This window comes from Yoonia sp. BS5-3 (assembly GCF_038069655.2).
Classification (GTDB): Bacteria; Pseudomonadota; Alphaproteobacteria; order Rhodobacterales; family Rhodobacteraceae; genus Yoonia; species Yoonia phaeophyticola.
Map to the genome: position 1 here is coordinate 551,760 of NZ_CP150951.2, position 26,384 is coordinate 578,143.

The following is a 26,384-nucleotide window of genomic DNA, read 5'->3' on the forward strand; positions in this document are numbered from 1 at the left end:
TTCGGTGAAAGCAGCTAGGCTGGTTGTCATGGCGCTGCGGGAACTTCTTTGTGCATATGGGTTGCAGTCGTTGGGGGAATGCCCTGACGGGGACACCAAGATCGTGCTGATCGGGCCGTTGGAACCCGCGTTCTGGCAGATCTTCACAGATAGCGACGAATACAATGATGGCGCTGGCGACCCTATGGATCGGTGGTCGCAAAGGGTGTTGGCGCAGATCGGGGCCACCTTGGGGGCTGAACCGCTTTTCCCGTTTACCGGCCCGCCCTTCGCGCCATTCTTCACTTGGGCGCTCAAATCGGGGCGTTTCTGGACCTCACCAATTGGATTTTTGGTGCATGACCAGGCCGGTCTTTTCGCCAGTTTCCGGGGGGCGCTACGGATGCCGGGCAAAGCCCAGCTTCAGGCCCCGGTAAATCCCTGTGACAGTTGTCCCCGCCCCTGCACTACAGCCTGCCCGGTAGGGGCTTTTGCGGGTGGCTACAACGTTGCGGCCTGCAAAACGCATGTGCAGTCGCAAGATGGTCAGGATTGCCGGACAGGCGGCTGCCTTGCCAGACGCGCCTGTCCTATTGGCCAGGGCGACCGCCTGCCTGCACAATCCGCATTCCATATGGAGGCCTTTCTTTGACAAAACGCCTAATCCTGATCCGCCATGCCAAGTCGAGCTGGAACGACCCTTCTGAGGATGATCATGCTCGGGTTTTGAATAAGCGGGGGCGCGCTTCGGCCATTGCCATCAGCGATTGGTTGGCCGCTAAAGGATATATACCGGGCCACGTGCTGTGCTCAGACGCCGCGCGGACGCAAGAGACAGCAGCGTTGATCCTGGACAGGCTCAGCCCGAAACCGGAGCTGCATCTGTCGGGCATGCTATATCATGCGGCGCCCGGCACCTTGCTTGAGATGATACAGCGGGAAACAGCAGATCATCTTGCGCTGATCGGGCACAACCCCGGGATTGGCCTCTTGGCCAAGGGGCTGGCGCAAGACGGCCCCGATCACCACCGGTTCAACGACTATCCAACCTGCGCGACGACCGTGCTGGAGTGCGATATCGGAACATGGGCCGAACTTGATGCAGGTATGTGCAGTTGCCGGGATTTCGTGGTGCCGCGCGATCTGATTGGGACGACCGGGCAGGACATCGATTAGGGCGACCGGCTCAAGCACCTGCAATGCAAAAGCCCCAGCATCAAGCCGGGGCTTTCTTGTTTCAAAGGAAGTTGGTCCTAGTGACCCAAAATCTGGCTCAGGAACAATTGGGTCCGGTCAGATTGCGGGTTGTTAAAGAACTCTTCAGGCTCATTCTGCTCAACGATCTGACCCTGATCCATAAAGATCACACGGTTGGCCACCTGACGGGCAAAGCCCATCTCATGGGTGACGCAAAGCATGGTCATGCCTTCCTCGGCCAGCTCAATCATGGTGTCGAGCACCTCTTTGATCATTTCAGGGTCAAGGGCGGATGTGGGTTCGTCAAACAACATGATGCGAGGCTTCATGCAAAGCGAACGGGCGATAGCCACACGCTGTTGCTGACCACCTGAAAGCTGCCCAGGATACTTGTTGGCCTGGTCAGGGATTTTCACCTTTTCCAGGAAATGCATCGCAGTTTCTTCTGCTTCCTTCTTGGGGGTCTTGCGGACCCAGATCGGGGCCAAGGTGCAGTTCTCAAGAATGGTCAGATGCGGGAACAGGTTGAAGTGCTGAAAGCACATGCCAACCTCAGACCGAATCTTGTCGATATTCTTAAGATCCGAAGACAGGATTGTCCCGTCCACCTCGATCTTGCCCTGCTGATGCTCTTCCAATGCGTTGATGCAACGGATCAGCGTGGATTTACCAGAGCCCGAAGGGCCGCAAATCACGATGCGTTCGCCGCGATTGACGGTCAGGTTGACGTCACGCAGCACGTGGAAGGAACCATACCACTTGTTCATGCCTTCGATGGTGATGGCGATCTCATCCGAGACCGTCATGACCGGCGCGTCAGAGGCTGTTGCGAGTGTTGTATCGGCCATGATGTAGCCTCCTATCGGTGGTCGGTTGCGAGCCTACGCTCCAACCATTGTGAGTATTGTGAGATGCCATAGCAGGTGACGAAGAACAGCAAGGCTGCAAAGCCCAGGACTTCCCAATAGATGCCGTTCCACGCGGTGGTGGATGACAATGGGCCCCGGATAAAGCCAAGGATGTCAAACATCGAGATGACAGAAACCAGTGTCGTATCTTTGAACAGGCCAACGGCAATGTTCACGATACCCGGGATCGAAATCTTCAAGGCTTGGGGCAAGATAATCAGGCGCATCGCTTGCGCATAATCCAGACCCAGACTGTCTGCGGCTTCGTATTGTCCCTTTGGCAAAGCAGCCAAACCGCCGCGGATCACCTCGGCGATATAAGCGGCCGAGAACATGGTGATCATGATCACCACGCGCAGGAACAGATCAACCGTACTTTCCGGCGGAAAGAAATAGGCCAGCATCACCGATGCGACGAACAAAAGCGTAATCAAAGGCACACCGCGAATGAACTCGATGAAGACAACGCAAACCCATTTGATAAAGGGCATGGATGACTGACGGCCCAGCGCCAGCGCGATCCCGATGGGAACCGAGAGCGAAACGCAGGTCACGCCCAGCATCATGTTCAGCATAAAGCCACCCAAATCACGGCTGGCGACAGGGCTAAGCATCGCATTGTCACTGGCACCATCCGGCACCAGGAACCCTGCAATCCACCACACGATAAAGGCCACAACAACGCCGCCAAGGAAACCCGCAGCAAAGCTATTCGTGACCAGTTGCCGATAAACCAGATAACCCGCTGCGAACCCGGCGAAGGCAAGGATCGGCACAAAAATCGTACCACCCCAGATCAGCCAATAAGCGATGAATGGGTAGAACAATGTGATGATCAGCATCTTGCGTGGAAGGTCAAAGAACATGACCGGTGCCGCCGCAAAGAACAGCAGGAAAAAGGCCAGCGTTGGACGCCAGTATTCATCCGACGGATAAGCCAGACCAAAGACCAGTTGGGGCCAACGCTCTGTCAGGACCGCGAAACATGCACCGCGTGTACCGTCCAGGATCTCGCGACACTCAGACAGGCTCGACGCATTCCAGACCCCGTTCCAGATCCAAGGTATGACCGAAGATAGGGCCAGAAAGATCACATAGCCGGCAATGATGGTCAGAACGCCATTCGGCACCGTCGCAAACAGATTCTCGCGCAGCCATTTGATTGCACCTGTCTCTGCCGCAGGCGGCGGAGATGGCGGGATCGTTTCAGTGCGGACAAAAGCGGTATTGGAAGTATCAGTCATATCACCGCTCCTTCAGCTTAACAGAGTTGTTATAGACGTTCATGACCGCCGAAATCGTCAGCGAGATCGTCAGATAGAACAACATCAGCAAAAGAACGCATTCAATGGCACGGCCCGTCTGGTTCAGGGTGATCCCGCCCAATGTGGCTGTCACATCGGCATAGCCAACGGCAATCGCCAGGGACGAGTTTTTGGTGATGTTCAGATATTGCGAAATCAACGGCGGAATAATGACGCGCAGCGCCTGCGGCAGGACAACCAGCGACATGATCCGCCCAGGGCGCAAACCCAAGGCTCCCGCAGCTTCGGTCTGGCCCTTGGAAACGGCCTGAATACCGGCGCGGACGTTCTCGGCGATAAAGGCACCGGTGTAGATCGACAATGCAAACCACAGCGCGATCAAAGGCGCACCGATCTGCAAACCACCTGAAAAGTTAAAGCCGCCCAGAACCGGGTAGTCCAATCCAACAGGACGGCCCAGGATCAACTGCATCAAGATAACAGGGATGAACAGCAAAGCAACGCTTGGCCAGAAGGTGGGCAGCAAACGACCTGTCTCATACAGGGTCTTGGTGGCGTGACGGCGATAGACAAAGATGCCGACAATCGAGGCAATGAAGGTCAGGACAACCACGATTGATCCAGGGCCCCAGACCGGCGCGGGTATATAGATGCCGCGATTGGTAAAGGCGAAGGCACCAAACAGCATCGTGGCTTCCGGCTCATCTCCGCGGAAGGCACGGGGGGCCGGCATCACTGCGGTCATGATCGTGAAAATGATGATGATCCAGATCAGCACGGGGATGTTGCGGAAGATCTCAACGTAAAAGGCCATCAACTTGCTGACGAGCCAGTTATTAGACAGACGCAAAACACCAGCCAGCACACCAAATATTGTGGCGGTCAGACACGCAAGAAAGGCGACCAACAGCGTGTTCAAAATACCAACAATCGCGGCGCGCGAATGGGTCGAGCGACTGTCATACTCGATCAGCGTTTGGTTGATATCATAACCGGACGGCGCGCCCAGGAAGTCGTAGCTGATGTTCAGCCCGGCCTGCCGCAGGTTTTGGATCAGGTTGTTGCCCAAATAGGCAAAGGATAATGCCAGAATGACCGCCGCAATCGCCTGAAATGTCAGTGAACGATAGCGGGTGTCATTGATTAGCATCGATAGACGGAATGACCCCGTATCAGGGTCTGTAATCGACGACATAGAATTTCCCCGTTTTTACGGCGCTATTTTTATTGTGACAGCTTGTGCCGCCTACGCGCGCCGATTTTTTTGGTCTTGTTAGTGAAAGGGCGCGGTGTTGACCGCGCCCTTTTTTCTCAGATCCGATCCTAGCGGAAAGGAGGAGAGTAGATCAGACCACCCTCGGTCCACTGCGCGTTCAGACCGCGCGCCAGACCAATTGGAGTGCTCTCGCCGATATTTGTCTCAAACAGCTCGCCATAGTTACCGCCAGCGGCGATGACGTTCTTGGCCCAGTCTGCTTCCAGACCCAGCATTGCGCCCAGCTCACCTTCAGTGCCCAGCAGACGGTTCACTTCTGGGTTGTCGGTCGCAGCAGCAGCCAGCTCTTCAACATTGGCAGATGTCACGCCCAGCTCTTCAGCCGTCACCAGCGCGTTCAATGTCCAGCGAACGATATCGCCCCACTCGTTGTCGCCATGGCGTACCAGCGGGCCCAGAGGCTCTTTGGAAACGATTTCTGGTAGCAGGATGTGATCAGCTGGGGTTTCGAAAGACGCACGTGTCGCAGCCAACGCAGATGCGTCAGTTGTGTAAACGTCACATGCACCAGCAAGGTACTGCTGTTGTGCTTCAGCATTGGTTTCGATTGGAACCGGCTCATAGCTGATGTTGTTGGTGCGGAAGAAGTCAGCCAGGTTCAGCTCGGTTGTTGTACCGGTCTGAATGCAGACAGTCGCGCCATCAAGCTCTTTGGCCGAGGAAACGCCAAGATCGCGTGGGACCATAAAGCCTTGGCCGTCATAGTAGTTGACGCCAACAAATTCCAATTTCAGGTCAACATCACGGCTGAATGTCCATGTTGTGTTCCGGGCCAGCATGTCAACTTCGCCAGCAGACAGCGCGGTAAAGCGTGTCTTTGTTGTCAGCGGAACGAACTCAACCGCAGTTGGATCGCCGAAGACAGCAGCAGCGACGGCACGACATACAGCAACGTCAAAACCTTCCCAGACACCGTTCGAATCAGGCGCAGCAAAACCGACAAGGCCGGTTGATACGCCGCAGTTCAGCTGACCGCGCGCCTTTACGTCATCAAGCGTCGCTGCAGAAGCCATGCCAGCAGCCATGCCAGCAACAGTCAGCGCGCCGAAGAATACGGATGTTTTCATTTTTACCTCTTCCTGAGTACCCACCCCGAGGGGTGTTCAATTTTTATCCCGTCCCGTCAGACAGTCTGTGTATTCTGAATTGGGTCGTCCCAACTCAATGGACGTAGAGTTTGGGGATTCTGGCAATGAGGTCAAGGGCAGGTGACGCAAAAGACTGTGCATATGCCAGAGAATCAGGCACTTTTTTCTCAAACCGTTTGAAACGCGCTGTTTCTAAGGCTGTCGGGACATGTCGTAAAAACGGGCAGCGTCCAAAAAAGCAGCACGCTTGATCAATTCTGCAGCAGCCGCTTCTTCGTCCTCGCCCCATTGCGCGATCTGCCAATGCTCATCAACGCGTGAAACATCCCATGCTTTTTCAGGCGTGATGGCCTCTTTCATCACGGCCAGTGCCAAAACCAATGAACCCGACAGGCTAACAAGATCATGCGCCGCAGCGATCTCAAATGCGCTCAGCTTGTCCAATTCTGCGCGCAGCCGCTCCAGCGCCTCGGGTTTTTGCGCGACATGCATCACGCCTTCCCCGACAAAAAGGCGGGCATTCAGGGTTTCTGCGGCCCAATCCAACAGTGGATCCCAAGCCGCGGCTTGCTGGGCGATCAGCCCCTCAGGGCCCGCCGCGCGATAACACAGCAAATCGCTATCGCCATATTCGGCCAACATGGCGATCACTTCAGCGCGTTGCACGCTGACCTTGTCGACAGCGGCATTAGCACCGCGCGTTACGGGCATGGTGCCGGGATCCAGAACCTCTTCTTGGGCATCCCATTCACGGGCAATGGCCTCGGCCAAAGCCAATGTCGGGACCACCAACGCCGCCTTGGCCGGTGTTTTCACCGGACGGTCATCCAGGGTCACCGTATAGCCGCCTTCACAAGGACCTGCGCTTGCATTTTTCCAGAATCTTTTGGGCTTCCAATCACTCATGTGGCAGGTCCAATCAGTTGATCAACAGTGTCAGGCAAGGCCGCAAAATCATCGATCAGGCGATCGCAAACCAGCGTGTCCGCCGCATGATAGCCCCAGCTGACGCCAATGCTGCAAATACCGGCGGCACGGGCCATATCCATGTCAAAACTTGTGTCACCGATCATGACGGCACGGGCAGCTGGCACGCCGGTTTCAGCCAGAATGGCGTGGATCATTGACGGGCTAGGTTTTGATGGGTGGTCATCGGCGGTCTGACGACTGATAAAATACCCCTCAAGGCCATAACCCGCGATCAACTTATCCAGGCCCCGGGTGGATTTCCCCGTCGCGACCCCAAGCAAAGTCCAATCCTGCGCATGAAACAGGTCCAAGGCCGCACGGGCACCAGGGAAGAAGGGGGAACTGGCGCGACTGCCCCGCTCTTGGCGGATATGGAAATAGGCATCACGATAGCCTTGCACCAAAGCGGCATGGGTCGGCGAATCCAGTTCTGGCGATAGGGCAGGAAAAATCTTTTCCAGCGACATGCCCACATAGCTCAGCGCCTCAGCGCGGTCGGGCGCAGGCAATCCGGCACGGGTGTAGGCAAAGGAAAACGCATCATAGATCATCACCTGGCTGTCCACCAAAGTGCCATCGACATCAAAGATGATCAGGCGCAGATCACTCATCAGGCATATTGAACGGATCAACCGGGGCATGATCGACGACCCAGCCCACAAAATCCCATGTATGCTGCATATGATCCGGCAGCGGGGCTGTGATATGTAAGGTTGCCTTGGTCACCGGATGTTCGATGGTCAGGCTGCGCGCATGCAGATGCATCTTGCGGCCAATCTCTGATCCCATGCCAGCGCCCCAACCATCGCCCAGATTTTCCTGGCTCGAACCGCCGTATTTGCCGTCTCCGATAATCGGATGACCAATCTCGGCCATATGGGCACGCAACTGATGGGTGCGGCCTGTGATCGGCACCAGCGCGCACCATGACGCGCGGCTGGCCAGGGTGTCCATCACCGCATAATCGCTGGTGGCGCGCTTGGCGCCCTCGGTCGCGTCCACATCGCGTGGATGCACGCAGCGCATCTTTTCATTCTCACCGCCGCGGCCATGGCCGGGGGCCTTGACCAACCCGTATTTGATGGTGCCCGCCCGTGGGTGGGGCACGCCAGCAATCGCCGCCCAATAAATTTTGCGGGTCTCGCGATGCTTCAGGTTCTCAGTCAGCTGTTTGGCCATCAATCGCGTACGGGCCAGCAGCAAAACACCCGATGTGTCCTTGTCCAAACGATGCACCAAACGCGGCTTTTCCTCATAGCCAAAGGTCAAGGCCTCAGCCATGCCATCTACATGGCGAGTCGTCTTTGATCCACCTTGCGTCGCCAGACCGGCAGGCTTGTTGATAGCGATGATATGATCATCTTTGTAAATGACGCAGGATTGGATCAGCTTGGCATCGGCCTTGGTCACGCCCGTCCGGGCAAGGGCACGCTGGGCGTTTGCCTCTTCCTCCGAAGGAAGCGGCGGAATGCGAACTTTCTGGCCCTCTTCCAGGCGCGTATTCGGCTTCACCCGACCACCATCAACCCGCAATTCACCCTTGCGGCACATCTTTTCAATGCGGCCTTGGGTCAGATGGGGAAACAAACGGCGCAGATAACGATCAACGCGCTGATCGCCATCATCGGGGCCAATCATCCGGGTCTGTACACCACTCATGAGGTAACCCCCTTGGCAAGCCATAGACCCATAGCGCAAGCCAGCAGCGACAACCCGACCGAGGCCACCACATAGCCGCCCGCCGCGCCCAAGCGGCCGCCTTCAACCAGACGCATCGTATCCAGCGAAAAGGCCGAAAATGTCGTGAACCCGCCCAAAAACCCGGTCATCACGAAAGGCAGCCAGTGCTGCAAGCCGCGGGCGGCCAGCAGAACCCAGACCAAGCCAATCACGAATGAGCCAATCACATTCACCGTCAGCGTGCCCAAGGGAAACGCCACGGCCAGTCCGACCAGATAGCGCCCTACAGCGCCCAACGCCCCGCCTAGGGCCACAGAAATCAACGGTGTCATCATTCGGCTGCTTTGGCGCTTTCCCGGCGGGATGTCAATTCTTGGCCCGTTTGGCGCGCAGCCCGGCAAAGTAATCGACGCGCTTTTTCAACTCGCGTTCAAATCCGCGATCAACCGGGGTGTAATAGACCCCGCGTTTCATCCCGTCAGGAAAGTAATTCTGGCCTGAAAATCCGTCTTCGGCATCATGATCATAGGCATAGCCCGCGCCAAACCCCTGCTCCTTCATCAGGCTGGTGGGGGCGTTCAGGATATGGGCCGGTGGCGGTTCTGATCCGGTTTTCTTGGCCGCCGCGATGGCAGCTTTATAGCCCACATAAGCCCCATTCGATTTCGGAGCGAGCGCAAGGTAGACAAGCGCCTGCGCCAGAGCCAACTCGCCCTCGGGGCTGCCAAGCCGCTCATAAGTCTCCCATGATTGCAGACAGACCGCCTGCGCCTGCGGGTCGGCAAGGCCGATATCCTCAACCGCCATGCGGGTAATGCGGCGGGCCAGATAGCGCGGGTCCTCGCCACCGGTCAGCATGCGGGCAAACCAATAAAGGGCGGCATCCGGGTCCGAGCCGCGCACCGATTTATGCAACGCACTGATCAGATTGTAATGCTCATCGCCAGATTTGTCGTATTTCGCCGCGCGCTTCATCAGACGCTTGGTCAAATCATCAGTGCTTAGCTTGGTGGGCGCATCCCACGCAGCCACCTGCTCAATCAGATTGAGCAAGGCACGGCCATCACCATCAGCCATCTCCAACAACGCGTCGCGGGCCGGTCCATCCAGGGGCAAGGCGCGGCCCAATTCCTGTTCCGCACGCTGGGCCAAAAGCGCAAGGTCTTTCAGATCGAGACGCTTCAACATCAAAACCTGCGCCCGGCTCAGCACAGCAGCGTTCAGCTCGAAACTGGGGTTCTCAGTGGTGGCACCGACAAGCAGGATGGTGCCATCCTCCATATGCGGCAGAAACCCGTCTTGCTGGGCTTTGTTAAAGCGGTGGATCTCATCGACAAATAAAAGGGTGCCCTTGCCATTTTGGCGGCGGATCTTGGCGGCTTCAAAGACTTTGCGCAGCTCGGGAACGCCTGTGAAAATCGCGCTGATCTGGACAAAATGCAAATCGGTTTCATCGGCCAAAAGGCGGGCAATTGTGGTCTTGCCCACACCGGGCGGGCCCCAGAAAATCAGCGAAGAAAGTGAACCAGAGGCCAGCATGATCCCAAGCGGGGACTCGGGCCCCAAAACCTGGTCTTGCCCAATGACATCAGCCAGCTTGTCAGGACGCAGCCGGTCCGCCAAAGGGCGCGAGGCAGCAGGGCTTTCGGCAGCGCCAGCGTCAAAAAGGTCGGCCATGGGTATCAGCTCTTCCGTTTCAAGAATTTCAGCGCAGACCAATCGGTATCAACGGCACAGACCTTCACATCAACCCAACCCAGCGGCAAAACAGCGGTTCGCAAATCGTCCTCGGTCACGCCGGCATGCAGTTTTGAAGATTTCTTCGCCCAGCTGATCCACAACATACCGCCCGGGTTCAGCTTAGCGATGGCATCTTTTGACTGCGCCGCAATATCGGCAGGCGCAGGCAGAAAAAGATGGACAGCATCAAAAGGCCCATCCCCGGCCTTGAATGAAAATGAAACCTCTTCAGCGTCCGCCAGCAGCACGCAGTAGTGCTCAGGGGCTGCGATGACACCAACCGTCATGCCAGGCTTAAAGCCCAGCTTTTTGTGCAACGGGGTGCCAGAATATCCTGCTGTCTTTGACATGGGTCCAGTCTACTTCAGTTGATCCAAGGCATCTATCTTCAATTCACCTGCCATGAATAACCCCACGGACCACTTGCAAGATCGGCATTTCTGCGCAATCTGAAAGTTATTCACGCAGAAGGATGATGACCTTGGCCGATATCGCGATTGATGCGCCCACACTCAAAACGATCCGCAAGGCGCGCAAATTAGGGCGGCCCCGTTTGGCACGACTGGCCGGGCTGAGCGAACGGCAGCTTTCACGCCTCGAACAAGCGGCGGCGGGTGCAGGCATGCAGACCGATACGCTCTCTCGGCTCGCCTTGGCGCTTGATGTCCCCGAGGGTGTTCTGACCGGCGCTATTCCGGTGACCGAGGCTGATCTGACGCCGCTGGCGGCAAGCAAATGCACGTCTGGGTGCTGCGGATAAATAGTGGCATCGCGCGGCAGGATGCCAAAAATGCAAAAGGCCCCTTCGAAAAGGGGCCTGCGTTACGACGGTTCAGTCGTTTGTATTAGTCTTCGGCAGCTTCTTCAGCTTCCAAACGGGCCTTGTCAGCAGCGCCTTTGGCGTCAACATCACGGTCAACGAATTCGATGATCGCCATTGGGGCCATATCGCCATAGCGGAAGCCCGCTTTCATGATGCGGATGTAGCCACCCTGACGCTCGGCATAGCGTGGACCAAGAACCTCGAACAGTTTTGCAACGTCCTTGTCTTCTTTCAGCTGGGCTGCGGCCTGGCGGCGGGCGTGCAAATCGCCGCGCTTGCCAAGGGTGACCAACTTTTCCACCACACGGCGCAGTTCTTTGGCCTTGGGCAGAGTTGTTTTGATTTGCTCATGTTCAATGAGCGAGCCAGCCATATTCGACAGCAGCGCTTTGCGGTGCTCATGGGTGCGGTTCAGGCGGCGGTAGCCTCTTGCGTGACGCATTTTCTTTCTCCTAAGTCTTTATGCTTTGTCTGGCGGGGGATGCGTGTCCCCCACTCTCCTTGGGGCCATTCTGGCCCAGATCGTCCCCGCACAGGGCGGGCATTTTATTGGCTTCGCGCCCCGGACTTGATCCGGGGCCTCCTGGTCGAGATCCCGGATCAAGTCCGGGATTTGCGGATCAATTAAAACTGATCCTCAAACTTCTTGGCCAGATCTTCGATATTGTCTGGCGGCCAGTCCTCAACGTCCATGCCCAGATGCAGCCCCATACCTGACAGCACTTCCTTGATCTCGTTCAAGGACTTGCGGCCAAAGTTCGGGGTACGCAGCATTTCGGCTTCGGTTTTCTGGATCAGATCTCCAATATACACGATATTGTCGTTCTTCAGGCAGTTTGCAGACCGGACAGACAGCTCCAGCTCGTCCACTTTCTTCAGCAGAAGCGGGTTGAACTCAAGGCCATCATCATCGGCGCCAGCCTGCGCGCTTTCCGGCTCATCAAAGTTGACGAAGATCGACAGCTGATCCTGCAGAATGCGGGCAGCGTAGGCCACCGCATCATCAGGGGTCAGCGAGCCATCGGTTTCAACCTTCATGGTCAGCTTATCATAATCCAGCACCTGGCCCTCACGGGTGGGCTGAACGTCATAGCTGACTTTCTTGACGGGCGAATAGATGGCGTCGATAGCCATCATACCGATAGGGGCATCTTCGGGCTTGTTCTTGTCGGCCGAAACATAGCCCTTCCCGGTATTAACGGTCAGCTCCATGTAAAGATCAGCGCCATCGTCCAAGTGACAGATCACGTGATCCTTGTTCAGGATCTCGATGCCAGCGGTTTCGCTGATGTCAGCGGCTGTCACAACGCCAGGGCCTTTGGCCTGAACGGACAAACGCTTGGGGCCTTCGACTTCCATACGGATGGCGACGCCTTTGAGGTTCAGCACGATATCGGTGACGTCTTCACGCACACCAGAAACGCTGGAAAATTCGTGCAGCACGTTATCGATTTGCACGGCGGTGATTGCAGCCCCCTGCAAGGACGACATCAGGACACGGCGCAATGCGTTGCCCAGTGTCAGACCAAAACCACGCTCAAGCGGTTCGGCAATGACAGTGGCCTGGCGCATCGGGTCATTGCCCGGTTTGACATCCAATTGAGTTGGTTTGATCAACTCTGCCCAGTTCTTGTGGATCATAGTCCCTCCATTCCTGTCTGCCTCATGATCAAAAGGCAGACGCCCGAGGTTAAAATGACGGATTAGGGCCACGCGGAAAATACACGCAGCCCCAAGGCGTTTGTTAAATGCTTAGACGCGACGGCGCTTTGGTGGGCGGCAGCCGTTATGGGCCATTGGGGTCACGTCACGGATCGATGTGATGTTGAAACCAACGGCAGCCAGGGCGCGCAATGCGCTTTCACGGCCGGAACCAGGACCCTGCACTTCGACTTCCAACGTTTTCACGCCGTGGTCCTGTGCTTTGCGGCCTGCATCCTCAGCAGCCATCTGGGCCGCGTAAGGTGTCGATTTCCGAGAGCCCTTGAAACCCATGGTGCCAGCAGACGACCATGAAATGGCGTTGCCCTGCACGTCAGAGATCAGGATTTTGGTGTTGTTGAAAGAAGAGTTCACATGCGCCACACCAGCGGCGATGTTCTTGGAGACCTTCTTTTTGGTGCGTCTAGGATCGCGAGCCATAATGAATGCCCTCCCTTACTTCTTCTTACCGGCAATGGCCTTTGCAGGGCCTTTGCGGGTACGTGCGTTGGTGGATGTACGCTGGCCACGGACAGGCAGGTTGCGGCGGTGGCGCAGGCCACGGTAGCAGCCCAGGTCCATCAGACGCTTGACGTTCATCGTAACTTCGCGGCGCAGATCGCCTTCAACCATCAGGTTGGCGTCGATATACTCGCGGATGGATAGGATCTCAGCATCAGACAGATCGTTCACACGGCGGTGACGCTCAATCTTGGTTGCTTCACAGATTTCTTCGGCTTTGGCGTTACCAATTCCGGTGATGTAGGTAAGGGCGATTGGAACCCGCTTCGCAGTGGGTATGTTTACGCCGGCAATACGTGCCACGTGTGCAATTCCTTTTCGTTGCGGGTCCGTAGTTCCAGACCCTTTTTTCACAACGTAAGCCCGGTGCGTTTGGGCGCCGGGCTGCGTCATATCTAGGTGGTCTGTGGCATCAGGGTGCGACCCTTAACCACAATGCTGATTCTCTTACGAGATGGCGTTGTGTAGGAGGGTTACAGATAAGCGTCAAGGGCTAGAAATGATTGGCCCGTGATCGATCTTAGACGCAGGCGCGGCTTGACCCAAAGGCTTATACTTCACACCCGACAGCATCTTCTTCATGACCGCTGGCCAATATATTAAATAAGCAAAGCCAAGCGTCACAATCGACAAAAATATCCAGATGATCATGTGTCCTATGATTTCGCCAAGATTGACGTCGACATGTAGCTGAGCAAGCTTGTCACCGTTTTGATCAACGACGAATGTCTTGTTGATGGGCCCTTTGAGGAAATAGTACGGTAACACAAACAGCGCCAACCCCAATGTGACGATAATAAGTAAAAACCAAATAACCAATTGGCCGATAGCTTCGCTGACCGAATACTCACACTTCAAACCGCAACCCAACATATCCCCGAACCCCCTTAAAGATAGTAAAGGGACTGAATATCACCCCAGGATTGAAGTCAAGCGCGCCTTACTTCAGAACTTTTGCGATGCTCGCTGCGACCTCATCCATGCTGGCCAAGCCATCAACAGCTTTCAGATCGCCTTTGGCATAGTAATAGCCCACCAAAGGGCTGGTCTGTTTGTAATAGGCAAACAGACGGGTGCGCATGCTCTCTTCGTTGTCATCTGGGCGGACAGGTTGACCGGCGGCCTCCGCCTCTTTGGCGCGGCCAATGACACGCTCAACGATGACATCATCATCAACCTGCAATTCGATCACGGCATCCAGGTTCTCGCCCATATCAATCAGCAAACGGCCCAGTGCCTCGGCCTGGGCCAATGTGCGGGGGAAACCATCAAAGATGTAGCCGCCTGCACCATTGTCCTGTTCAAGCTGGTCACGAATGATACCGATGACAACCTCATCAGGAACCAGATCGCCGCGATCCATGATCTCGCCGGCTTTTTTACCCATCTCAGTGCCTGCACGGCGGGCCTCACGCAGCATGTCCCCAGTGCTCAGCTGCACCATGTTCCGTTCTGCAACAAGCCTCGCAGCCTGCGTGCCCTTACCCGCTCCTGGCGGGCCCAGTAGTATAATATTCATTTACGTGCCGGCCCTTTACGTTTCTTGGCGCTACGCTTGCCACGCAATTGAGACTTCTCAATCAGGCCTTCGTATTGATGTGCGACCAGATGAGACTGGATTTGTTGGATTGTGTCCATACCTACGGACACAATAATCAAAATTGATGTGCCGCCAAAGTAGAATGGGATGGACAGTTCTGCCCGGATGATCTCGGGCAGCAAGGCAACCAGCGCCAGATAACCAGAGCCCAACACCAGAATGCGGGTCACCACGTAGTCCAAATATTCCTCGGTCTTTTTACCGGGGCGAATGCCGGGGACAAAACCATTTTGGCTCTTCAGGTTCTCGGCGACATCTTCGGTCTTAAAGGCCACCTCACGGGTGTAGAAGTAGGTGAAGAAAACAATCATGCCGCCAAAGAAGATCAGATAAAGGGGCTGACCGGGGCCAAACAGGGCCAGGATCGTGGACATGAACGGGCCGGATGTGCCGCCGCTAAAGGTGCTGATGGTCGTGGGCAGCAAAAGCAGGGCCGAGGCAAAAATGGCCGGGATCACACCAGCGGGGTTCACTTTGATGGGCAAGTGGCTGCTTGAGCCATCATAGACTTTCTGACCGCGCTGCTGACGGGGATACTGAATATGGATCTTGCGCAGTGAGCGCTCCATGAACACGACAAAGGTCAAGACAGCGGCAAGCATGACGATGATGCCGACAACAACAGCGGGGCTGATGGCGCCCGAACGGCCTTGGCTCAGGAACTGGGCCATGGCGGCGGGGATTTCGGCGATGATGCCAACAAAGATGATCAGGGAAATACCGTTACCGATGCCGCGTGCGGTGATCTGCTCACCAAGCCACATCAGGAACATACAACCACCCACGATGGTGATGACAGTCGAGGCTTGGAAGAAGAGACCCGGATCAGAAGCCAGACCGCCGGTTTCCAGGCTGACAGCCAGGCCATAAGCTTGGACGGTGGCCAGAACCACGGTGCCGTAACGGGTATATTGGTTCAGCTTGCGACGTCCCTGCTCACCTTCTTTTTTCAAGGCTTTCAGCGGTTCATACATGGAACCAAGCAGCTGCATCACGATGGATGCGGAAATGTAGGGCATGATGCCCAAGGTAAAGATGGCCATCCGGGACAAGGCGCCGCCGGTGAACATCGACAAAATACCGCCAATGCCTGACTGGGCATCTTCCATAAACTGTTGCAGGGCGGCGGTATCAATACCGGGAACCGGGATGAACGTGCCAAGGCGGTAAATGATCAGCAAGCCAATCGTAAACAGAATGCGCTGACGAAGTTCAGTCGCTTTGCCGAAGGCGCTCCAACTGACGTTGGCTGCCATTTGCTCTGCTGCAGAAGCCATATGGGTCTCTTTTCATGCTAAACGCCGCTGCGGTTTCCCGATCAGCGGCGTTTGGGAAAACTTGAAAGGTTATGTAAGCGACGGTTGCGCCGCTCACAAGGTCTTACTCAGCCGCTGCCGGTGTTGTGACAGTCAGTGAACCGCCTGCTTTGGCAACTGCATCAACGGCACCCTTGGATGCGCCTGTGACGGTGATGTTGGCTTTGGCTTTGAATTCACCTTTGGCCAGCACACGGATACCGTCTTTCTTGCGGCGAACCAGACCCGAAGCAACCAGCGCATCTTCGGTGATGTCGGCTTTGGCGTCGATCTTGCCTTCGTCGATGAATTTCTGGATCAAGCCCAGATTTACAACGGCAAATGCCTTGCGGTTTGGCTTGTTAAAGCCACGCTTAGGCAGACGTTGGTAAAGGGGCATTTGGCCACCTTCGTAGCCATTGATGGCAACACCCGAACGGGATTTTTGACCTTTGATACCACGGCCACCGGTCTTACCGACGCCGGAGCCTGGACCACGGCCAATACGTTTCTTACGGCGGGTTGCGCCTGGATTGTCTGAAAGCTCATTCAGCTTCATGTCGCTTCTCCTTATGCCGGAACTACCCCCCAGCGACGGGAGCGGGCAAACACGGCGTTACATCTGAGTCGGGGCAAGAGCGCCGTCCGACCGGGCGCGTATAGAACGAGGGGTGAGAGAGGTCAACAATTGGATGTACGAAGCACATTCGAGCACGATAATCTAACGCAGGAGCACAACCGCAGCAGCTCACTTAAGCTGACATCTTATGCGATACCTTTCCTCCGCCCGCTTGCCTTTGCGGCGTTCCATCTTTCATCGGCCTCTTTGTCTTCCTTCTTGCCTTGCTCGATGTTCTTCATCTCTTCTTCAGTCGGCTTCAATGTTATTGGCACAGCAAAACTAACCCGGCTCACCTGCTCACCGGAATAGGCGGACGTTCCATCTCCCCCTAACTCAAGTGATAAGACGCGGATCCCTGCTTTACCGCCCAGTTCTTTTGATGTTGCAGCGGTGACCGCAACATCAAAAGATATATTCTGTACTCTGCGCATCGTGTAATTCCTACTACCAGATAGATACACGTCAGACCCTGACTGCGCCGACGGCGGATTTATCAGTATTTGCTCATCTGCATACTTTGACTGAAGTTCAGACGTCGCATCGGCGATCGCTGCGATCGTCTCGGATATAAATTCTTTTAGTTCCAATGCATGTCCTCCTTCGACACTGCTTATCACAAAATTTGCCGATAAAAAAACGCCCCGCAGTTCCCTGCGAGGCGTCTTGAAATCAAGCCGGTAAGTCGGGGTTAGCCCGACAAAGCATTTAGCCTTTTTCTTCGATGATCTCGACCATATGGCTGATCGAATTCACCATGCCGCGGACGGAAGGGGTGTCTTCCAGTTCGCGGGTGCGGTTCATTTTGTTCAGGCCCAGACCGATCAGCGTTGCGCGCTGTTTTGCGGGGCGACGGATGGGCGAGCCCACCTGTTTGACAACGATTGTTTTAGCCATCTGTCTGCTTCCTTATGCTTCAGCTTCGGCAGGGGCAGGCGCAGCCTCTTCCCGCTTGGGCAGGATATCAGCAACCTTCTTGCCACGACGCTGGGCCACATTGCGCGGGCTCTGCTCTTTTTGCAGGCCGTTCATGGTGGCGCGGATCATGTTGTAAGGGTTCTGCGAGCCGATGGACTTGGACACAACGTCCTTAACGCCCAGCATTTCAAACACGGCACGCATCGGACCACCGGCGATGATACCAGTACCCTCTGGGGCGGTGCGCATAACGACTTTACCAGCGCCGTGGCGGCCCTGCATGTCGTGGTGCAATGTCCGTCCGTCGCGCAGTGGCACGCGGATCATCTGGCGCTTGGCTTGCTCTGTGGCCTTACGGATCGCCTCAGGAACTTCCTTGGCTTTACCCTTGCCAAAGCCGACACGGCCTTTCTGGTCACCTACAACAACAAGTGCGGCAAAACCGAAGTTCTTACCACCTTTGGTCGTCTTGGATACCCGGTTGATGGCGACCAGACGGTCGGCAAACTCGGGCGCTTGCTCTTCACGGTTACGGCCACGGCCGCGGTTTTCACGTTCTGCCATCTAGGGCATCCTTTTGCTGTGGGCCGCGCGCGGCCCGTTGTCCAATCCAAGTGTCCCGGACCTGATCCGGGACCTCGATCATCGAAGGTGGGTTTCACCCACCCTACAGGTCGTTGGTAGGGTGGGTGAAACCCACCGCCACCTTTAGATTTTCAGACCACCTTCACGGGCAGCTTCGGCCAAAGCCTTGATCTTGCCATGAAAGAGGAAACCACCACGGTCGAAATAGGCAACTTCGACACCAGCTTTCTTGGCACGCTCTGCAATTGCAGTGCCCACTTTGGTCGCGGCTTCGATGTTGTTCTTTCCAACCACGCCCAGTGCTTTTTCGAGCGACGAAGCCGAGGCGATAGTCACGCCGTTGACGTCGTCGATCAGCTGGACGCTGATGTTTTTGTTGCTGCGATGTACCGACAAACGGGCGCGGCCCTGGTTGGCGGTGACGCTGCGCAGCTTGTTCCGAACGCGCATACGGCGCTTCAGAAACAATTGTCTCTTGCTGTTTGCCATTACTTCTTCTTCCCTTCTTTGCGGAAGATATATTCGCCTTTGTACTTGATACCCTTGCCTTTATAGGGCTCGGGCTTACGCCATTCGCGGATGTTCGCCGCAACCTGGCCGACAAGCTGTTGGTCAATACCTTCAACGATCACATCAGTTGGCTTGGGGGCGGTCACTGTGACACCCTCAGGCACTTCGAAGTTCACGTCGTGGCTGTAACCCAGCGACAGTTTCAACACGTTACCCTGCATTTGCGCACGATACCCAACACCGGACAGCTCAAGCTCTTTCTTGAAGCCGTTGGTGACGCCTTCCACAAGGTTGGCCACCTGGGTGCGGCTCATGCCCCACTGCTGGCGGGCGCGCTTGGACTTACCGCGCGGATCGACGGACACAGCGTCGCCATCAACCGTGATGGTGACATCATCTGTGGCCGTAAAGCTACGGGTGCCCTTGGGGCCCTTCACTTCAATGGTCTGGCCGCTGACCGAGGCACTCACACCTGCAGGCAGCTCAACCGGTTTTTTACCAATACGAGACATCGAATTCTCCTTAGAATACGGTGCAAAGCACTTCGCCACCAACATTGGCAGCACGCGCTTTTGCATCCGACATCACACCCTGCGGGGTAGAGACAATCGACACGCCCAGGCCCTGACGGACAGATGGGATGTCATTTGCGCCCATGTACACGCGACGACCGGGTTTTGAGACCCGCTTGACTTCGCGAATAACAGGAGTGCCCTCGTAGTATTTCAGCTCGATGTTGAAAGCAGGGTGGCCATCTTTGCCGTCCTTCTTTTCATATCCGCGGATGTAGCCTTCGTCAGAAAGCACATCCAGCACCCAGCCGCGCAGTTTGGACGCAGGTGTTTCCACCGCTGCCTTGCCGCGCATTTGGCCGTTGCGGATACGTGTGAGCATATCACCGATAGGATCGTTCATAATATGTGCTCCTTACCAGCTTGACTTGACCATGCCGGGGATCTCGCCATTGGAACCAAGGTCCCGCAGCGCAATCCGGCTGATCTTCAGTTTACGGTAATAGGCGTGTGGACGCCCGGTCAGCTGGCAACGGTTGTGCAAACGGGTCGCAGAAGAGTTCCGGGGCAGTTTTGCCAGTTCAAGGGTTGCCTTGAAACGCTCTTCCACAGGGACTTCTTTGTCGTTGATGATTGCCTTCAAGGCGGCACGCTTTTCGGCATACTGCTTGACCAGCTTTTCACGCTTCACTTCGCGTGCGATCATGGATTTCTTAGCCATATCTAATTTCCCCTCAGCTGTTGAACGGCATGTTGAAGTGCTTCAACAGTGCCTTTGCTTCAGCGTCAGTGTTCGCTGTTGTGCAGATGACGATGTCCATGCCCCAGTTCTCATCGATCTTGTCAAAGTCGATCTCGGGGAACACCAGATGCTCTTTCAGGCCGGTGGCATAGTTGCCGCGACCGTCAAAAGACTTGCCAGATACGCCGCGGAAGTCACGGATACGAGGCATAGCAACAGTGATCAGACGATCCAGGAATTCAAACATACGGTCGCCGCGCAAAGTGACCTTTGCACCAAGGGGCATGTCTTCACGAACGCGGAAACCAGCGATAGATTTCTTGGCGCGCGTTGTCATGGCCTTCTGACCGGCGATGATAGTCAGATCTTCCTGAGCGGATTTTGCTTTCTTGCTGTCACGAACAGCTTCAGCACCGCAGCCGATATTCAGGACAATCTTGTCCAGCTTCGGGATCTGCATGTCGTTTTTATACCCAAACTCTTCTTTCAGAGCAGCCCGGATTGTACCGGTATATTGGGTCTTCAGGCGGGGGGTGTAGTTTGCAGCGTCAAGCATCAGATCGCATCCCCTGTTGTCTTGGCATAACGAACCTTGTTGTCGCCATCCATACGGAAGCCAACGCGGGTCGCTTTGCCATTTGCATCAACAATCGCTAGGTTGCTCAGCTGGATTGGCATCGCCTTGGGCGTACGGCCACCTTGTGAGGTCTGAGATTGCTTTGTGTGACGGATAGAGATGTTGACGCCATCGACAACAGCCTTGCCAGTTTTCGGGTCAACCGACGAAATCTCGCCTGTTTTACCCTTGTCCTTACCGGCCAGGACGATGACCTTGTCACCTTTACGGAGTTTGGCAGCCATGATTACAGCACCTCCGGAGCAAGCGAGATGATCTTCATGAAGTTCTTTGCGCGCAGTTCGCGAACGACTGGGCCAAAGATACGGGTGCCGATCGGCTCACCGTTATTGTTGAGGATCACAGCAGCGTTGCTGTCAAAACGGATGGCGGTGCCATCTTCGCGGCGAACTTCTTTGGCGGTGCGTACGACGACGGCCTTACGGACGTCACCTTTCTTTACGCGACCGCGTGGAATGGCTTCCTTCACCGATACGACAATGATGTCTCCAACACTGGCGTAACGACGGTGGGAACCACCCAGAACCTTGATGCACTGAACACGGCGGGCGCCGCTATTGTCAGCAACATCCAGATTGGTCTGCATCTGGATCATTTGGTTTCTCCGACCTTTGGGGGAATGCCGATTTCTGACCGGCGCCCCAGGGTTTCATTAAACCGGGTGTGATGGCCTTAAGAGGCAATCACCTCCCAGCGTTTCGTCTTCGACTTGGGGGCACATTCCTGAATGCGGACTGTGTCACCAACGTTGAATGCGTTGTTCTCGTCATGGGCCCGGTACTTTTTGGACTTACGGACGGTCTTTTGCAGCAGCGGGTGCTTAAAGCGGCGCTCAACCGAAACAGTGACGGTCTGGGCGTTCTGGTTGCTTGTAACAACCCCTTGCAGGATACGCTTAGGCATAGTGTTAAGCCTCCGATGCTGCTGCAGCAGCTTTTTCGTTCAGAATTGTTTTGACCTTCGCGGCGTTACGACGTGCTTTACGCATCGCAGCTGTGTTTTCCATCTGGCCTGTGGCCTGCTGGAAGCGCAGGTTAAAGGATTCTTTCTTCAGATTTGCCAGCTCATCACGAAGCTGATCGGGAGTTTTCTCCCGCAGTTCTTTGGCATCCATTGCCTTGGTCCTTTCAACATCACCGGTGGGCCGTTTGATACGTCACCCGATTCCCGGTGGAGGGGTATAGAAGTGCGCCGTATAGGGGGGAGGAAGAGTTGGCAAGCCTTGAAATAGACTGGGAGAATATTCTCGGTACCGCCGATCTGTTTAGGCTTCATTAATTGTGCAAAAGGCACCATATATCAACCGCGAGGTTACGGCATCAAATTGAGAAGGAGGTCAAATTGGGAAAATCTTCAACAGTACGGTCTCCGGTCAACGGAGGCTGGGTCGCCCGCAGCGCAAAGACCGGTCGTTTTATCGAAGTTCACAACGGCAACGGCAAAAGCGTTGCGCGTGCGACCACATCAAAAGTTGTAAAGGAGGCTTCAGCCAAACGCAGCGCCGCGCTGAAGCGTTTGGCTGATCGCTAGGAGACACTATAAGGTCACGCTAGCAGACGCATTTACGGCGCATGATGAAGCTTTGACATATGGCGGCTTGGATGGTGTGACCAGCCTCCACTTAATCGAATCTGGCTTGTCGCGCCCTTACTCAGGATATCATCGTTTTATCTACAGTAAGGCTGCTGCATTACTGCACAGTATGATCAACAATCATGGATTCACAGACGGAAATAAGCGAACGGCGTGGTTGTTGGTCGAAATCCTGATCTAAAGAAGCGGCTACACGCTCAATATCGATGACGACGCACCTGTGGATGACTTTGTTGTATCCGTCGCCGACAATCAAATGAATTTTGACCAAATCAGCGATTGGTTCATGCACAGAATTGAAAGCCAGTAGTTTTCGCAACGTCAGCGAACCAAACAGCACAACGCTACCACGTCTAGCACCGTCACACGCGACACCACCGTTCCAAACGCCTTCCAGGTCAGGCGTTCCCCTCGGCACACAATCCCAGGCCGTCCCGGACTTGATCCGGGACCTCTACCCCCCCCCAAAAAAAAACCGGGCCCAAGCAACGCCCGCCACCTTAACCTCTCTCCGCCGCATATACCGATACATACGCTCTCTGTACGGCATCTGTACGCATTGCATAACGCCATATCCCTTGTTTCCATGGCCGTTAACCATGTTTAGGCAGAAATGCGGTCTCCGCCCCCTCGCCCTGCCCGATCCGACAGGCTATGAAGCCCCATGCCCGATATTAAATCCCTCTTCGCGACCCGCCTCTACCATGCCCCCCTCTCGGCCCACACGCCGACGATTGACCAAGATGAGCTGGAAAATTCCTGCCTCGTAATCGCCGGTGATGATGAGGCCGGTCAGGACTGGTGCGAGGCCAATGATTTTCCCGGATATACCTCTTATGCGTCGCTGACTGATCTGCCTTGGCGGTTTCCAATCTTTGCTGATCTGGTCAAAGCGCTCGATGCACATGTCATTGAATTTGCAAAGGATTTGCAATTTGATCTCGGTGACGGGAAACTGGTTCTTGATAGTCTGTGGATCAATATCCTGCCCGAAGGCGGCATCCATACCAGCCACATCCATCCCCATTCCGTGATCAGCGGCACGACCTATGTAGCGATGCCGGAAGGGGCCAGCGCGATCAAATTCGAAGACCCGCGCTCTGCCATGATGATGGCCGCCCCCACACGGCAAAAGGACGCCAGGGACGAGCTGAAATCCTTCTTTTACGTCGCCCCCGCCGTGGGTGACGTGTTGCTTTGGGAAAGCTGGCTTCGCCACGAAGTGCCCATGAACATGGCCGAGGAAGAGCGGATTTCGGTCAGCTTCAACTATGGATGGGAAAAATAGCGCAGCCTTATCAATGCGTTACAAAATACGATCCAAATGCGTATAACCCCCATCGACAAAGCACCATTGGCCCGTCGTATGTCCACTGCGCGCCGATAACAGGAACAAAACCTGATTGGCCAGCTCCGCCGGTTCTGTCATCCGTCGGCCCAATGGAATGCGATCCGTAATCTCCCGTTTCGCCGCCTCAGGATCGTCAAACGTCTCTAGCCAGCGGGCATATAATGGTGTCATGGATTCAGCCGGAATGACCGCATTCACCCGGATCCCATCTGGCGCCAAAGCCGCCGCCCATTCGCGGGTCAGCGCCAATTGCGCGCCTTTCGCTGCCGCATAAGCCGATGTGGCGCCCTGCCCCGTCACAGCAGTTTTCGACGAGATGTTGACGATCGCCCCCCTGCTGTTGCGCAGATGTGGTAGACACAGATGCGCGAGCGTATAGTAATGGGTCAGGTTCTGTCCGATAGATCGACGAAACGCGTCCGGCCCGGCCTCTAGCCCAACCTTGTCATTCGCCCCCGCATTATTCACCAGCCCATAGATCCCGCCAAGCAGCGATACGGCCTGCGCCACCGCCGCAGCGCATTGCGCGTCATCGGTCAATTCGGTCTGGATCAGCATGGCTTTGGGCGATTTTTCCTGCAGTGCCGCAAGCCAACCCGCATCAGCAGCACGGCGGGCCAGGATCACCGGGATAGCGCCCTCCTCGGCCAAGCCTTCACAGATGGCAGCCCCAATGCCCGACGCACCGCCCGAGACCAAAACCACCTTGTTTCGCAGACCTAAATCCATCCGTTATCCCCCCGTAAATGCATAGTCCGCCAAGGATTGCGCATGCATTTCAATCGAAAACCCCGGTGCGGTGGGCGGCATATAGGCCGCATCGCGGATGACGCAGGGATCGCGGAAATGTTCATGCAAATGGTCCACATATTCAATCACGCGGCCCTCATAAGTGCCTGCGATACAAAGGTAATCGATCATCGACATATGCTGAACATATTCGCAAAGACCAACCCCGCCCGCGTGGGGGCACACCTTAAGCCCATGTTTGGCGGCCATCAGCATAACGGCCAATACCTCGTTTAGGCCGCCCAGACGGCAGCTGTCAATCTGCACCACGTCAATCGCGCCCTCCATGATGAACTGTTTGAAAACAATGCGGTTTTGGCACATCTCGCCAGTGGCCACCTGCACGGGGGATACGGCTTCGCGGATTTTGCGATGCCCGGCGATGTCATCAGGGCTGGTCGGCTCTTCGATGAACCAGGGCTGGACAAAGGACAGTTTCTTGACCCAGTCAATCGCTTCATCGACCTCCCATACCTGATTGGCATCGATCATCAGATGAACGTCAGGGCCACATTCATCACGGGCGATTGTCAGGCGACGGATATCATCATCCAGATCGCGCCCAACCTTCATTTTGATATGGCGGAAACCGGCATCCACGGCCTCGCGGCAAAGACGGCGCAGTTTGGCATCATCATAACCAAGCCACCCGGCAGAGGTGGTGTAACACGGATAGCCAGACGCCTTTAATGCGGCGACACGTGCCGATTTTCCGGCCGCTTGCTGCGTAAGAAAATCCACAGCCCATTCAGGCGTGATGCAATCGGTCAGATAGCGAAAATCGATGCAGCGCACCAATTCGGCAGGAGTCATGTCTGCGACCAATTGCCAAACAGGTTTGCCCACAGCCTTAGCCCATAAGTCCCACGCGGCATTCACAACAGCGCCAGTCGCCAGATGGATCGCGCCCTTGTCTGGGCCAATCCAACGCAGTTGACTGTCCGAGGTGACATGCCGCCAAAAACGGCCCATATCCTCGGCAATCCAATCAAGCGAAAGGCCAACGACCAATGGGCGCAGGGCCTCGATTGCGGCGATGCAAATCTCATTGCCGCGTCCGATGGTGAATGTCAGACCATGCCCCTCAAGCGCCCCATCGGTTTCCAGAATGACGTAGGCGGCCGAGTAATCCGGATCAGGGTTCATCGCATCCGATCCATCCAGCGCATCCGAGGTCGGGAACCGGACATCGACGCTCCGCAGGCCAGTGATTCGGGTCATGCCGGGCGGACCTTTTGTGTCTGTACACCCAGCTTATCGATGCCAAGGCGCATGACCTCACCGCCTTTCAGATAGACCGGTGGGGTCTGCCCCATGCCTACGCCGGGCGGTGTCCCGGTTGAGATAATATCGCCCGGCTGCAACGACATAAATCGCGAGCAATAGGAAATCAGATGCGGCACCTTATAGACCATCGTGGCTGTGCTGCCGTCCTGATAGCGATGGCCATCCACCTCGCACCACATTTTCAGATTGTCATAGTCACCGACCTCATCGGGGGTAACAAGCCACGGGCCGGTCGGGCCAAAAGTATCGCAGCCCTTGCCCTTGTCCCAGGTGCCTGCCCGCTCAATCTGGAATTCGCGTTCTGAGACATCATTGACGACGCAAAACCCGGCCACATGGTTCAGCGCATCAGGCTCTTCAATATAGCTGCCGCCCGTGCCGATGATAACGCCCAGCTCGACCTCCCAATCGGTTTTGACGGAACCGCGAGGGATCTGCACATCATCATCCGGCCCCACAATGGCCGAGGTCCATTTGTTGAAAATCACCGGCTCTGGCGGGACGTCAAGACCGCTTTCTTCGGCGTGATCGGCATAGTTCAGACCAATACAGATGAATTTCCCTGTGGCGCCGACACAAGGGCCGAGGCGCAGATCACCCTGCGCTGTACCGGGCACCGCAGGCAGCGATTGTGGATCAATTGCGGCGATCTTTTTCAGGCTATCCGGCGCCAAGGCATCCCCTGACAAATCAGGGATCAACTGGCTTAGATCACGGACGATACCGTCCTCATCCAGCAGCCCCGGTTTTTCCTGGCCGCTTGGCCCGTAGCGCAAAAGTTTCATGATAGTCCCTTGG

Annotated in this window: 38 protein-coding genes; 5 read left to right on the plus strand and 33 right to left on the minus strand. The window is 55.7% G+C overall.

From position 1 onward, the window contains the following. The first annotated feature begins 28 nt into the window (after positions 1-28). Together AABB29_RS02845 and AABB29_RS02850 are read left to right on the plus strand one after the other, a co-directional pair. The gene (locus AABB29_RS02845; RefSeq protein WP_341368384.1) at positions 29-631 is read left to right on the plus strand and encodes a ferredoxin; all 603 of its coding nucleotides are present in this window, start codon (positions 29-31) and stop codon (positions 629-631) included. Next, positions 628-1,155, plus strand: coding sequence for a histidine phosphatase family protein (locus AABB29_RS02850; RefSeq protein WP_341368383.1), 528 nt, complete (start codon positions 628-630; stop codon positions 1,153-1,155). Before AABB29_RS02845 ends, AABB29_RS02850 begins: the two co-directional genes overlap by 4 nt. 77 nt (positions 1,156-1,232) lie before the next feature. On the opposite strand, the gene AABB29_RS02855 is transcribed toward AABB29_RS02850, so the two are convergent. The 10 genes from AABB29_RS02855 to AABB29_RS02900 all read right to left on the minus strand — a co-directional run bounded on the left by AABB29_RS02855 (position 1,233) and on the right by AABB29_RS02900 (position 10,452). Continuing rightward, entirely contained in the window at positions 1,233-1,982 is a 750-nt protein-coding gene (locus AABB29_RS02855) for an amino acid ABC transporter ATP-binding protein (RefSeq protein ID WP_341369010.1), read from the minus strand. Between the two features lie 53 nt (positions 1,983-2,035). After that, positions 2,036-3,328, minus strand: coding sequence for an amino acid ABC transporter permease (locus AABB29_RS02860; RefSeq protein WP_341368382.1), 1,293 nt, complete (start codon positions 3,326-3,328; stop codon positions 2,036-2,038). A 1-nt stretch (position 3,329) separates the two neighbouring features. Further along, a complete protein-coding gene (locus AABB29_RS02865; protein WP_341368381.1) occupies positions 3,330-4,544 on the minus strand; it encodes an ABC transporter permease subunit in 1,215 nt (404 codons plus the stop codon). 128 nt (positions 4,545-4,672) lie between these two features. Beyond that, entirely contained in the window at positions 4,673-5,692 is a 1,020-nt protein-coding gene (locus AABB29_RS02870; RefSeq protein WP_341368380.1) for an amino acid ABC transporter substrate-binding protein, read from the minus strand. A 213-nt stretch (positions 5,693-5,905) separates the two neighbouring features. Beyond that, positions 5,906-6,619, minus strand: a complete 714-nt coding sequence (locus AABB29_RS02875) for an ATP12 family protein (RefSeq protein ID WP_341368379.1) — start codon at positions 6,617-6,619, stop codon at positions 5,906-5,908. Beyond that, on the minus strand, positions 6,616-7,293 hold the full coding sequence (locus tag AABB29_RS02880; protein WP_341368378.1) for an HAD-IA family hydrolase: 678 nt from the start codon (positions 7,291-7,293) through the stop codon (positions 6,616-6,618). The genes AABB29_RS02875 and AABB29_RS02880 overlap by 4 nt, the downstream gene beginning before the upstream one ends. Beyond that, entirely contained in the window at positions 7,286-8,341 is a 1,056-nt protein-coding gene (locus AABB29_RS02885) for an RluA family pseudouridine synthase (RefSeq protein WP_341368377.1), read from the minus strand. The genes AABB29_RS02880 and AABB29_RS02885 overlap by 8 nt, the downstream gene beginning before the upstream one ends. After that, complete coding sequence (gene crcB / locus AABB29_RS02890) at positions 8,338-8,697, minus strand: fluoride efflux transporter CrcB (protein ID WP_341368376.1); 360 nt, start codon at positions 8,695-8,697, stop codon at positions 8,338-8,340. Before crcB ends, AABB29_RS02885 begins: the two co-directional genes overlap by 4 nt. Positions 8,698-8,728: 31 nt before the next feature. Beyond that, the gene (locus tag AABB29_RS02895) at positions 8,729-10,039 is read right to left on the minus strand and encodes a replication-associated recombination protein A (protein ID WP_341368375.1); all 1,311 of its coding nucleotides are present in this window, start codon (positions 10,037-10,039) and stop codon (positions 8,729-8,731) included. 5 nt (positions 10,040-10,044) lie between these two features. Further along, positions 10,045-10,452, minus strand: a complete 408-nt coding sequence (locus AABB29_RS02900) for a hypothetical protein (RefSeq protein WP_341368374.1) — start codon at positions 10,450-10,452, stop codon at positions 10,045-10,047. A 131-nt stretch (positions 10,453-10,583) separates the two neighbouring features. Between AABB29_RS02900 and AABB29_RS02905 the strand changes: the two genes are divergently transcribed. Next, on the plus strand, positions 10,584-10,862 hold the full coding sequence (locus AABB29_RS02905; RefSeq protein ID WP_341368373.1) for a helix-turn-helix transcriptional regulator: 279 nt from the start codon (positions 10,584-10,586) through the stop codon (positions 10,860-10,862). Between the two features lie 85 nt (positions 10,863-10,947). Here AABB29_RS02905 and rplQ read toward each other — a convergent pair whose 3' ends face one another. The 20 genes from rplQ to rpmC form a co-directional block, all read right to left on the minus strand. Next, positions 10,948-11,367 (minus strand): 50S ribosomal protein L17, encoded by a 420-nt coding sequence (gene rplQ / locus AABB29_RS02910; RefSeq protein ID WP_341368372.1) that lies wholly within the window; start codon positions 11,365-11,367, stop codon positions 10,948-10,950. A 182-nt stretch (positions 11,368-11,549) separates the two neighbouring features. Next, a complete protein-coding gene (locus tag AABB29_RS02915) occupies positions 11,550-12,566 on the minus strand; it encodes a DNA-directed RNA polymerase subunit alpha (protein WP_341368371.1) in 1,017 nt (338 codons plus the stop codon). A gap of 111 nt (positions 12,567-12,677) precedes the next feature. Continuing rightward, positions 12,678-13,067, minus strand: coding sequence for a 30S ribosomal protein S11 (rpsK, locus tag AABB29_RS02920; protein WP_341368370.1), 390 nt, complete (start codon positions 13,065-13,067; stop codon positions 12,678-12,680). Positions 13,068-13,082: 15 nt separating this feature from the next. Beyond that, the gene (rpsM, locus tag AABB29_RS02925; protein WP_341368369.1) at positions 13,083-13,451 is read right to left on the minus strand and encodes a 30S ribosomal protein S13; all 369 of its coding nucleotides are present in this window, start codon (positions 13,449-13,451) and stop codon (positions 13,083-13,085) included. A 183-nt stretch (positions 13,452-13,634) separates the two neighbouring features. Next, positions 13,635-14,021 carry a DUF6693 family protein gene (locus AABB29_RS02930; protein WP_341368368.1) on the minus strand — a complete coding sequence of 129 codons (387 nt, stop codon included), beginning with the start codon at positions 14,019-14,021 and terminating at the stop codon, positions 13,635-13,637. Positions 14,022-14,088: 67 nt separating this feature from the next. Next, positions 14,089-14,667, minus strand: coding sequence for an adenylate kinase (locus tag AABB29_RS02935; protein ID WP_341368367.1), 579 nt, complete (start codon positions 14,665-14,667; stop codon positions 14,089-14,091). Next, on the minus strand, positions 14,664-16,025 hold the full coding sequence (secY, locus tag AABB29_RS02940; protein WP_341368366.1) for a preprotein translocase subunit SecY: 1,362 nt from the start codon (positions 16,023-16,025) through the stop codon (positions 14,664-14,666). Before secY ends, AABB29_RS02935 begins: the two co-directional genes overlap by 4 nt. A 103-nt stretch (positions 16,026-16,128) precedes the next feature. After that, positions 16,129-16,602, minus strand: coding sequence for a 50S ribosomal protein L15 (rplO, locus tag AABB29_RS02945; RefSeq protein ID WP_341368365.1), 474 nt, complete (start codon positions 16,600-16,602; stop codon positions 16,129-16,131). A 206-nt stretch (positions 16,603-16,808) separates the two neighbouring features. Continuing rightward, positions 16,809-17,252, minus strand: coding sequence for a hypothetical protein (locus tag AABB29_RS02950; protein WP_341368364.1), 444 nt, complete (start codon positions 17,250-17,252; stop codon positions 16,809-16,811). Positions 17,253-17,370: 118 nt separating this feature from the next. Next, positions 17,371-17,559, minus strand: coding sequence for a 50S ribosomal protein L30 (rpmD, locus tag AABB29_RS02955; protein WP_045997893.1), 189 nt, complete (start codon positions 17,557-17,559; stop codon positions 17,371-17,373). Between the two features lie 12 nt (positions 17,560-17,571). Next, a complete protein-coding gene (rpsE, locus tag AABB29_RS02960) occupies positions 17,572-18,144 on the minus strand; it encodes a 30S ribosomal protein S5 (RefSeq protein WP_341368362.1) in 573 nt (190 codons plus the stop codon). Between the two features lie 144 nt (positions 18,145-18,288). Beyond that, entirely contained in the window at positions 18,289-18,654 is a 366-nt protein-coding gene (gene rplR, locus AABB29_RS02965) for a 50S ribosomal protein L18 (RefSeq protein ID WP_341368361.1), read from the minus strand. Further along, positions 18,654-19,187 (minus strand): 50S ribosomal protein L6, encoded by a 534-nt coding sequence (gene rplF, locus AABB29_RS02970; protein ID WP_341368360.1) that lies wholly within the window; start codon positions 19,185-19,187, stop codon positions 18,654-18,656. The genes rplR and rplF overlap by 1 nt, the downstream gene beginning before the upstream one ends. Positions 19,188-19,197: 10 nt before the next feature. Next, positions 19,198-19,590, minus strand: a complete 393-nt coding sequence (rpsH, locus tag AABB29_RS02975) for a 30S ribosomal protein S8 (protein WP_341368359.1) — start codon at positions 19,588-19,590, stop codon at positions 19,198-19,200. 12 nt (positions 19,591-19,602) lie between these two features. Then, on the minus strand, positions 19,603-19,908 hold the full coding sequence (gene rpsN / locus AABB29_RS02980) for a 30S ribosomal protein S14 (RefSeq protein ID WP_100367915.1): 306 nt from the start codon (positions 19,906-19,908) through the stop codon (positions 19,603-19,605). A gap of 13 nt (positions 19,909-19,921) precedes the next feature. Next, on the minus strand, positions 19,922-20,485 hold the full coding sequence (rplE, locus tag AABB29_RS02985) for a 50S ribosomal protein L5 (protein ID WP_341368358.1): 564 nt from the start codon (positions 20,483-20,485) through the stop codon (positions 19,922-19,924). Further along, entirely contained in the window at positions 20,485-20,790 is a 306-nt protein-coding gene (gene rplX / locus AABB29_RS02990) for a 50S ribosomal protein L24 (RefSeq protein WP_341368357.1), read from the minus strand. Before rplX ends, rplE begins: the two co-directional genes overlap by 1 nt. Positions 20,791-20,792: 2 nt before the next feature. Then, complete coding sequence (rplN, locus tag AABB29_RS02995) at positions 20,793-21,161, minus strand: 50S ribosomal protein L14 (protein WP_045997901.1); 369 nt, start codon at positions 21,159-21,161, stop codon at positions 20,793-20,795. Positions 21,162-21,238: 77 nt separating this feature from the next. Next, on the minus strand, positions 21,239-21,469 hold the full coding sequence (gene rpsQ / locus AABB29_RS03000) for a 30S ribosomal protein S17 (RefSeq protein WP_045997902.1): 231 nt from the start codon (positions 21,467-21,469) through the stop codon (positions 21,239-21,241). A 4-nt stretch (positions 21,470-21,473) separates the two neighbouring features. After that, positions 21,474-21,680: a 50S ribosomal protein L29 gene (rpmC, locus tag AABB29_RS03005; protein ID WP_341368356.1), complete on the minus strand. Its 207-nt coding sequence runs from the start codon at positions 21,678-21,680 to the stop codon at positions 21,474-21,476. 492 nt (positions 21,681-22,172) lie between these two features. Here rpmC and AABB29_RS03010 point away from each other — a divergent pair, with 492 nt between their 5' ends. Then, positions 22,173-22,340: a Fic family protein gene (locus AABB29_RS03010; protein WP_373636899.1), complete on the plus strand. Its 168-nt coding sequence runs from the start codon at positions 22,173-22,175 to the stop codon at positions 22,338-22,340. Between the two features lie 483 nt (positions 22,341-22,823). Continuing rightward, positions 22,824-23,447, plus strand: coding sequence for a TIGR02466 family protein (locus tag AABB29_RS03015; RefSeq protein ID WP_373636769.1), 624 nt, complete (start codon positions 22,824-22,826; stop codon positions 23,445-23,447). 18 nt (positions 23,448-23,465) lie between these two features. Here the strand turns inward: AABB29_RS03015 and AABB29_RS03020 are convergent, their stop codons facing one another. The 3 genes from AABB29_RS03020 to AABB29_RS03030 are packed head-to-tail and all read right to left on the minus strand — an operon-like array spanning position 23,466 to position 26,371. Then, on the minus strand, positions 23,466-24,239 hold the full coding sequence (locus AABB29_RS03020; RefSeq protein ID WP_341368355.1) for an SDR family oxidoreductase: 774 nt from the start codon (positions 24,237-24,239) through the stop codon (positions 23,466-23,468). A 3-nt stretch (positions 24,240-24,242) separates the two neighbouring features. Beyond that, the gene (locus AABB29_RS03025) at positions 24,243-25,520 is read right to left on the minus strand and encodes an L-fuconate dehydratase (RefSeq protein WP_341368354.1); all 1,278 of its coding nucleotides are present in this window, start codon (positions 25,518-25,520) and stop codon (positions 24,243-24,245) included. Then, a complete protein-coding gene (locus AABB29_RS03030) occupies positions 25,517-26,371 on the minus strand; it encodes a fumarylacetoacetate hydrolase family protein (RefSeq protein ID WP_341368353.1) in 855 nt (284 codons plus the stop codon). The genes AABB29_RS03025 and AABB29_RS03030 overlap by 4 nt, the downstream gene beginning before the upstream one ends. Positions 26,372-26,384: the final 13 nt, after the last annotated feature.

Coding starts and splice junctions, on each gene's coding strand:
- rplF (WP_341368360.1), bottom strand. CDS start 19,187: ATGTCTCGTATTGGTAAAAAACCGGTTGAGCTGCCTGCAGGTGTGAGT.
- AABB29_RS02875 (WP_341368379.1), bottom strand. CDS start 6,619: ATGAGTGATTGGAAGCCCAAAAGATTCTGGAAAAATGCAAGCGCAGGT.
- AABB29_RS02935 (WP_341368367.1), bottom strand. CDS start 14,667: ATGAATATTATACTACTGGGCCCGCCAGGAGCGGGTAAGGGCACGCAG.
- rpsK (WP_341368370.1), bottom strand. CDS start 13,067: ATGGCTCGCGATCCTAGACGCACCAAAAAGAAGGTCTCCAAGAACATC.
- rplQ (WP_341368372.1), bottom strand. CDS start 11,367: ATGCGTCACGCAAGAGGCTACCGCCGCCTGAACCGCACCCATGAGCAC.
- rpmC (WP_341368356.1), bottom strand. CDS start 21,680: ATGGATGCCAAAGAACTGCGGGAGAAAACTCCCGATCAGCTTCGTGAT.
- rpsN (WP_100367915.1), bottom strand. CDS start 19,908: ATGGCTAAGAAATCCATGATCGCACGCGAAGTGAAGCGTGAAAAGCTG.
- AABB29_RS02930 (WP_341368368.1), bottom strand. CDS start 14,021: ATGTTGGGTTGCGGTTTGAAGTGTGAGTATTCGGTCAGCGAAGCTATC.
- rpsH (WP_341368359.1), bottom strand. CDS start 19,590: ATGAACGATCCTATCGGTGATATGCTCACACGTATCCGCAACGGCCAA.
- AABB29_RS02895 (WP_341368375.1), bottom strand. CDS start 10,039: ATGGCCGACCTTTTTGACGCTGGCGCTGCCGAAAGCCCTGCTGCCTCG.
- rplO (WP_341368365.1), bottom strand. CDS start 16,602: ATGAAGCTGAATGAGCTTTCAGACAATCCAGGCGCAACCCGCCGTAAG.
- rplN (WP_045997901.1), bottom strand. CDS start 21,161: ATGATCCAGATGCAGACCAATCTGGATGTTGCTGACAATAGCGGCGCC.
- AABB29_RS02880 (WP_341368378.1), bottom strand. CDS start 7,293: ATGAGTGATCTGCGCCTGATCATCTTTGATGTCGATGGCACTTTGGTG.
- AABB29_RS02865 (WP_341368381.1), bottom strand. CDS start 4,544: ATGTCGTCGATTACAGACCCTGATACGGGGTCATTCCGTCTATCGATG.
- rpmD (WP_045997893.1), bottom strand. CDS start 17,559: ATGGCTAAAACAATCGTTGTCAAACAGGTGGGCTCGCCCATCCGTCGC.
- secY (WP_341368366.1), bottom strand. CDS start 16,025: ATGGCTTCTGCAGCAGAGCAAATGGCAGCCAACGTCAGTTGGAGCGCC.
- AABB29_RS02855 (WP_341369010.1), bottom strand. CDS start 1,982: ATGACGGTCTCGGATGAGATCGCCATCACCATCGAAGGCATGAACAAG.
- AABB29_RS02870 (WP_341368380.1), bottom strand. CDS start 5,692: ATGAAAACATCCGTATTCTTCGGCGCGCTGACTGTTGCTGGCATGGCT.
- AABB29_RS02845 (WP_341368384.1), top strand. CDS start 29: ATGGCGCTGCGGGAACTTCTTTGTGCATATGGGTTGCAGTCGTTGGGG.
- AABB29_RS03015 (WP_373636769.1), top strand. CDS start 22,824: ATGCCCGATATTAAATCCCTCTTCGCGACCCGCCTCTACCATGCCCCC.
- rplE (WP_341368358.1), bottom strand. CDS start 20,485: ATGCTTGACGCTGCAAACTACACCCCCCGCCTGAAGACCCAATATACC.
- rpsQ (WP_045997902.1), bottom strand. CDS start 21,469: ATGCCTAAGCGTATCCTGCAAGGGGTTGTTACAAGCAACCAGAACGCC.
- AABB29_RS03030 (WP_341368353.1), bottom strand. CDS start 26,371: ATGAAACTTTTGCGCTACGGGCCAAGCGGCCAGGAAAAACCGGGGCTG.
- AABB29_RS02860 (WP_341368382.1), bottom strand. CDS start 3,328: ATGACTGATACTTCCAATACCGCTTTTGTCCGCACTGAAACGATCCCG.
- rplR (WP_341368361.1), bottom strand. CDS start 18,654: ATGGCAAACAGCAAGAGACAATTGTTTCTGAAGCGCCGTATGCGCGTT.
- AABB29_RS02900 (WP_341368374.1), bottom strand. CDS start 10,452: ATGTCAAAGACAGCAGGATATTCTGGCACCCCGTTGCACAAAAAGCTG.
- rpsE (WP_341368362.1), bottom strand. CDS start 18,144: ATGGCAGAACGTGAAAACCGCGGCCGTGGCCGTAACCGTGAAGAGCAA.
- AABB29_RS02915 (WP_341368371.1), bottom strand. CDS start 12,566: ATGATCCACAAGAACTGGGCAGAGTTGATCAAACCAACTCAATTGGAT.
- crcB (WP_341368376.1), bottom strand. CDS start 8,697: ATGATGACACCGTTGATTTCTGTGGCCCTAGGCGGGGCGTTGGGCGCT.
- AABB29_RS03020 (WP_341368355.1), bottom strand. CDS start 24,239: ATGGATTTAGGTCTGCGAAACAAGGTGGTTTTGGTCTCGGGCGGTGCG.
- AABB29_RS03025 (WP_341368354.1), bottom strand. CDS start 25,520: ATGACCCGAATCACTGGCCTGCGGAGCGTCGATGTCCGGTTCCCGACC.
- rplX (WP_341368357.1), bottom strand. CDS start 20,790: ATGGCTGCCAAACTCCGTAAAGGTGACAAGGTCATCGTCCTGGCCGGT.
- AABB29_RS02885 (WP_341368377.1), bottom strand. CDS start 8,341: ATGAGTGGTGTACAGACCCGGATGATTGGCCCCGATGATGGCGATCAG.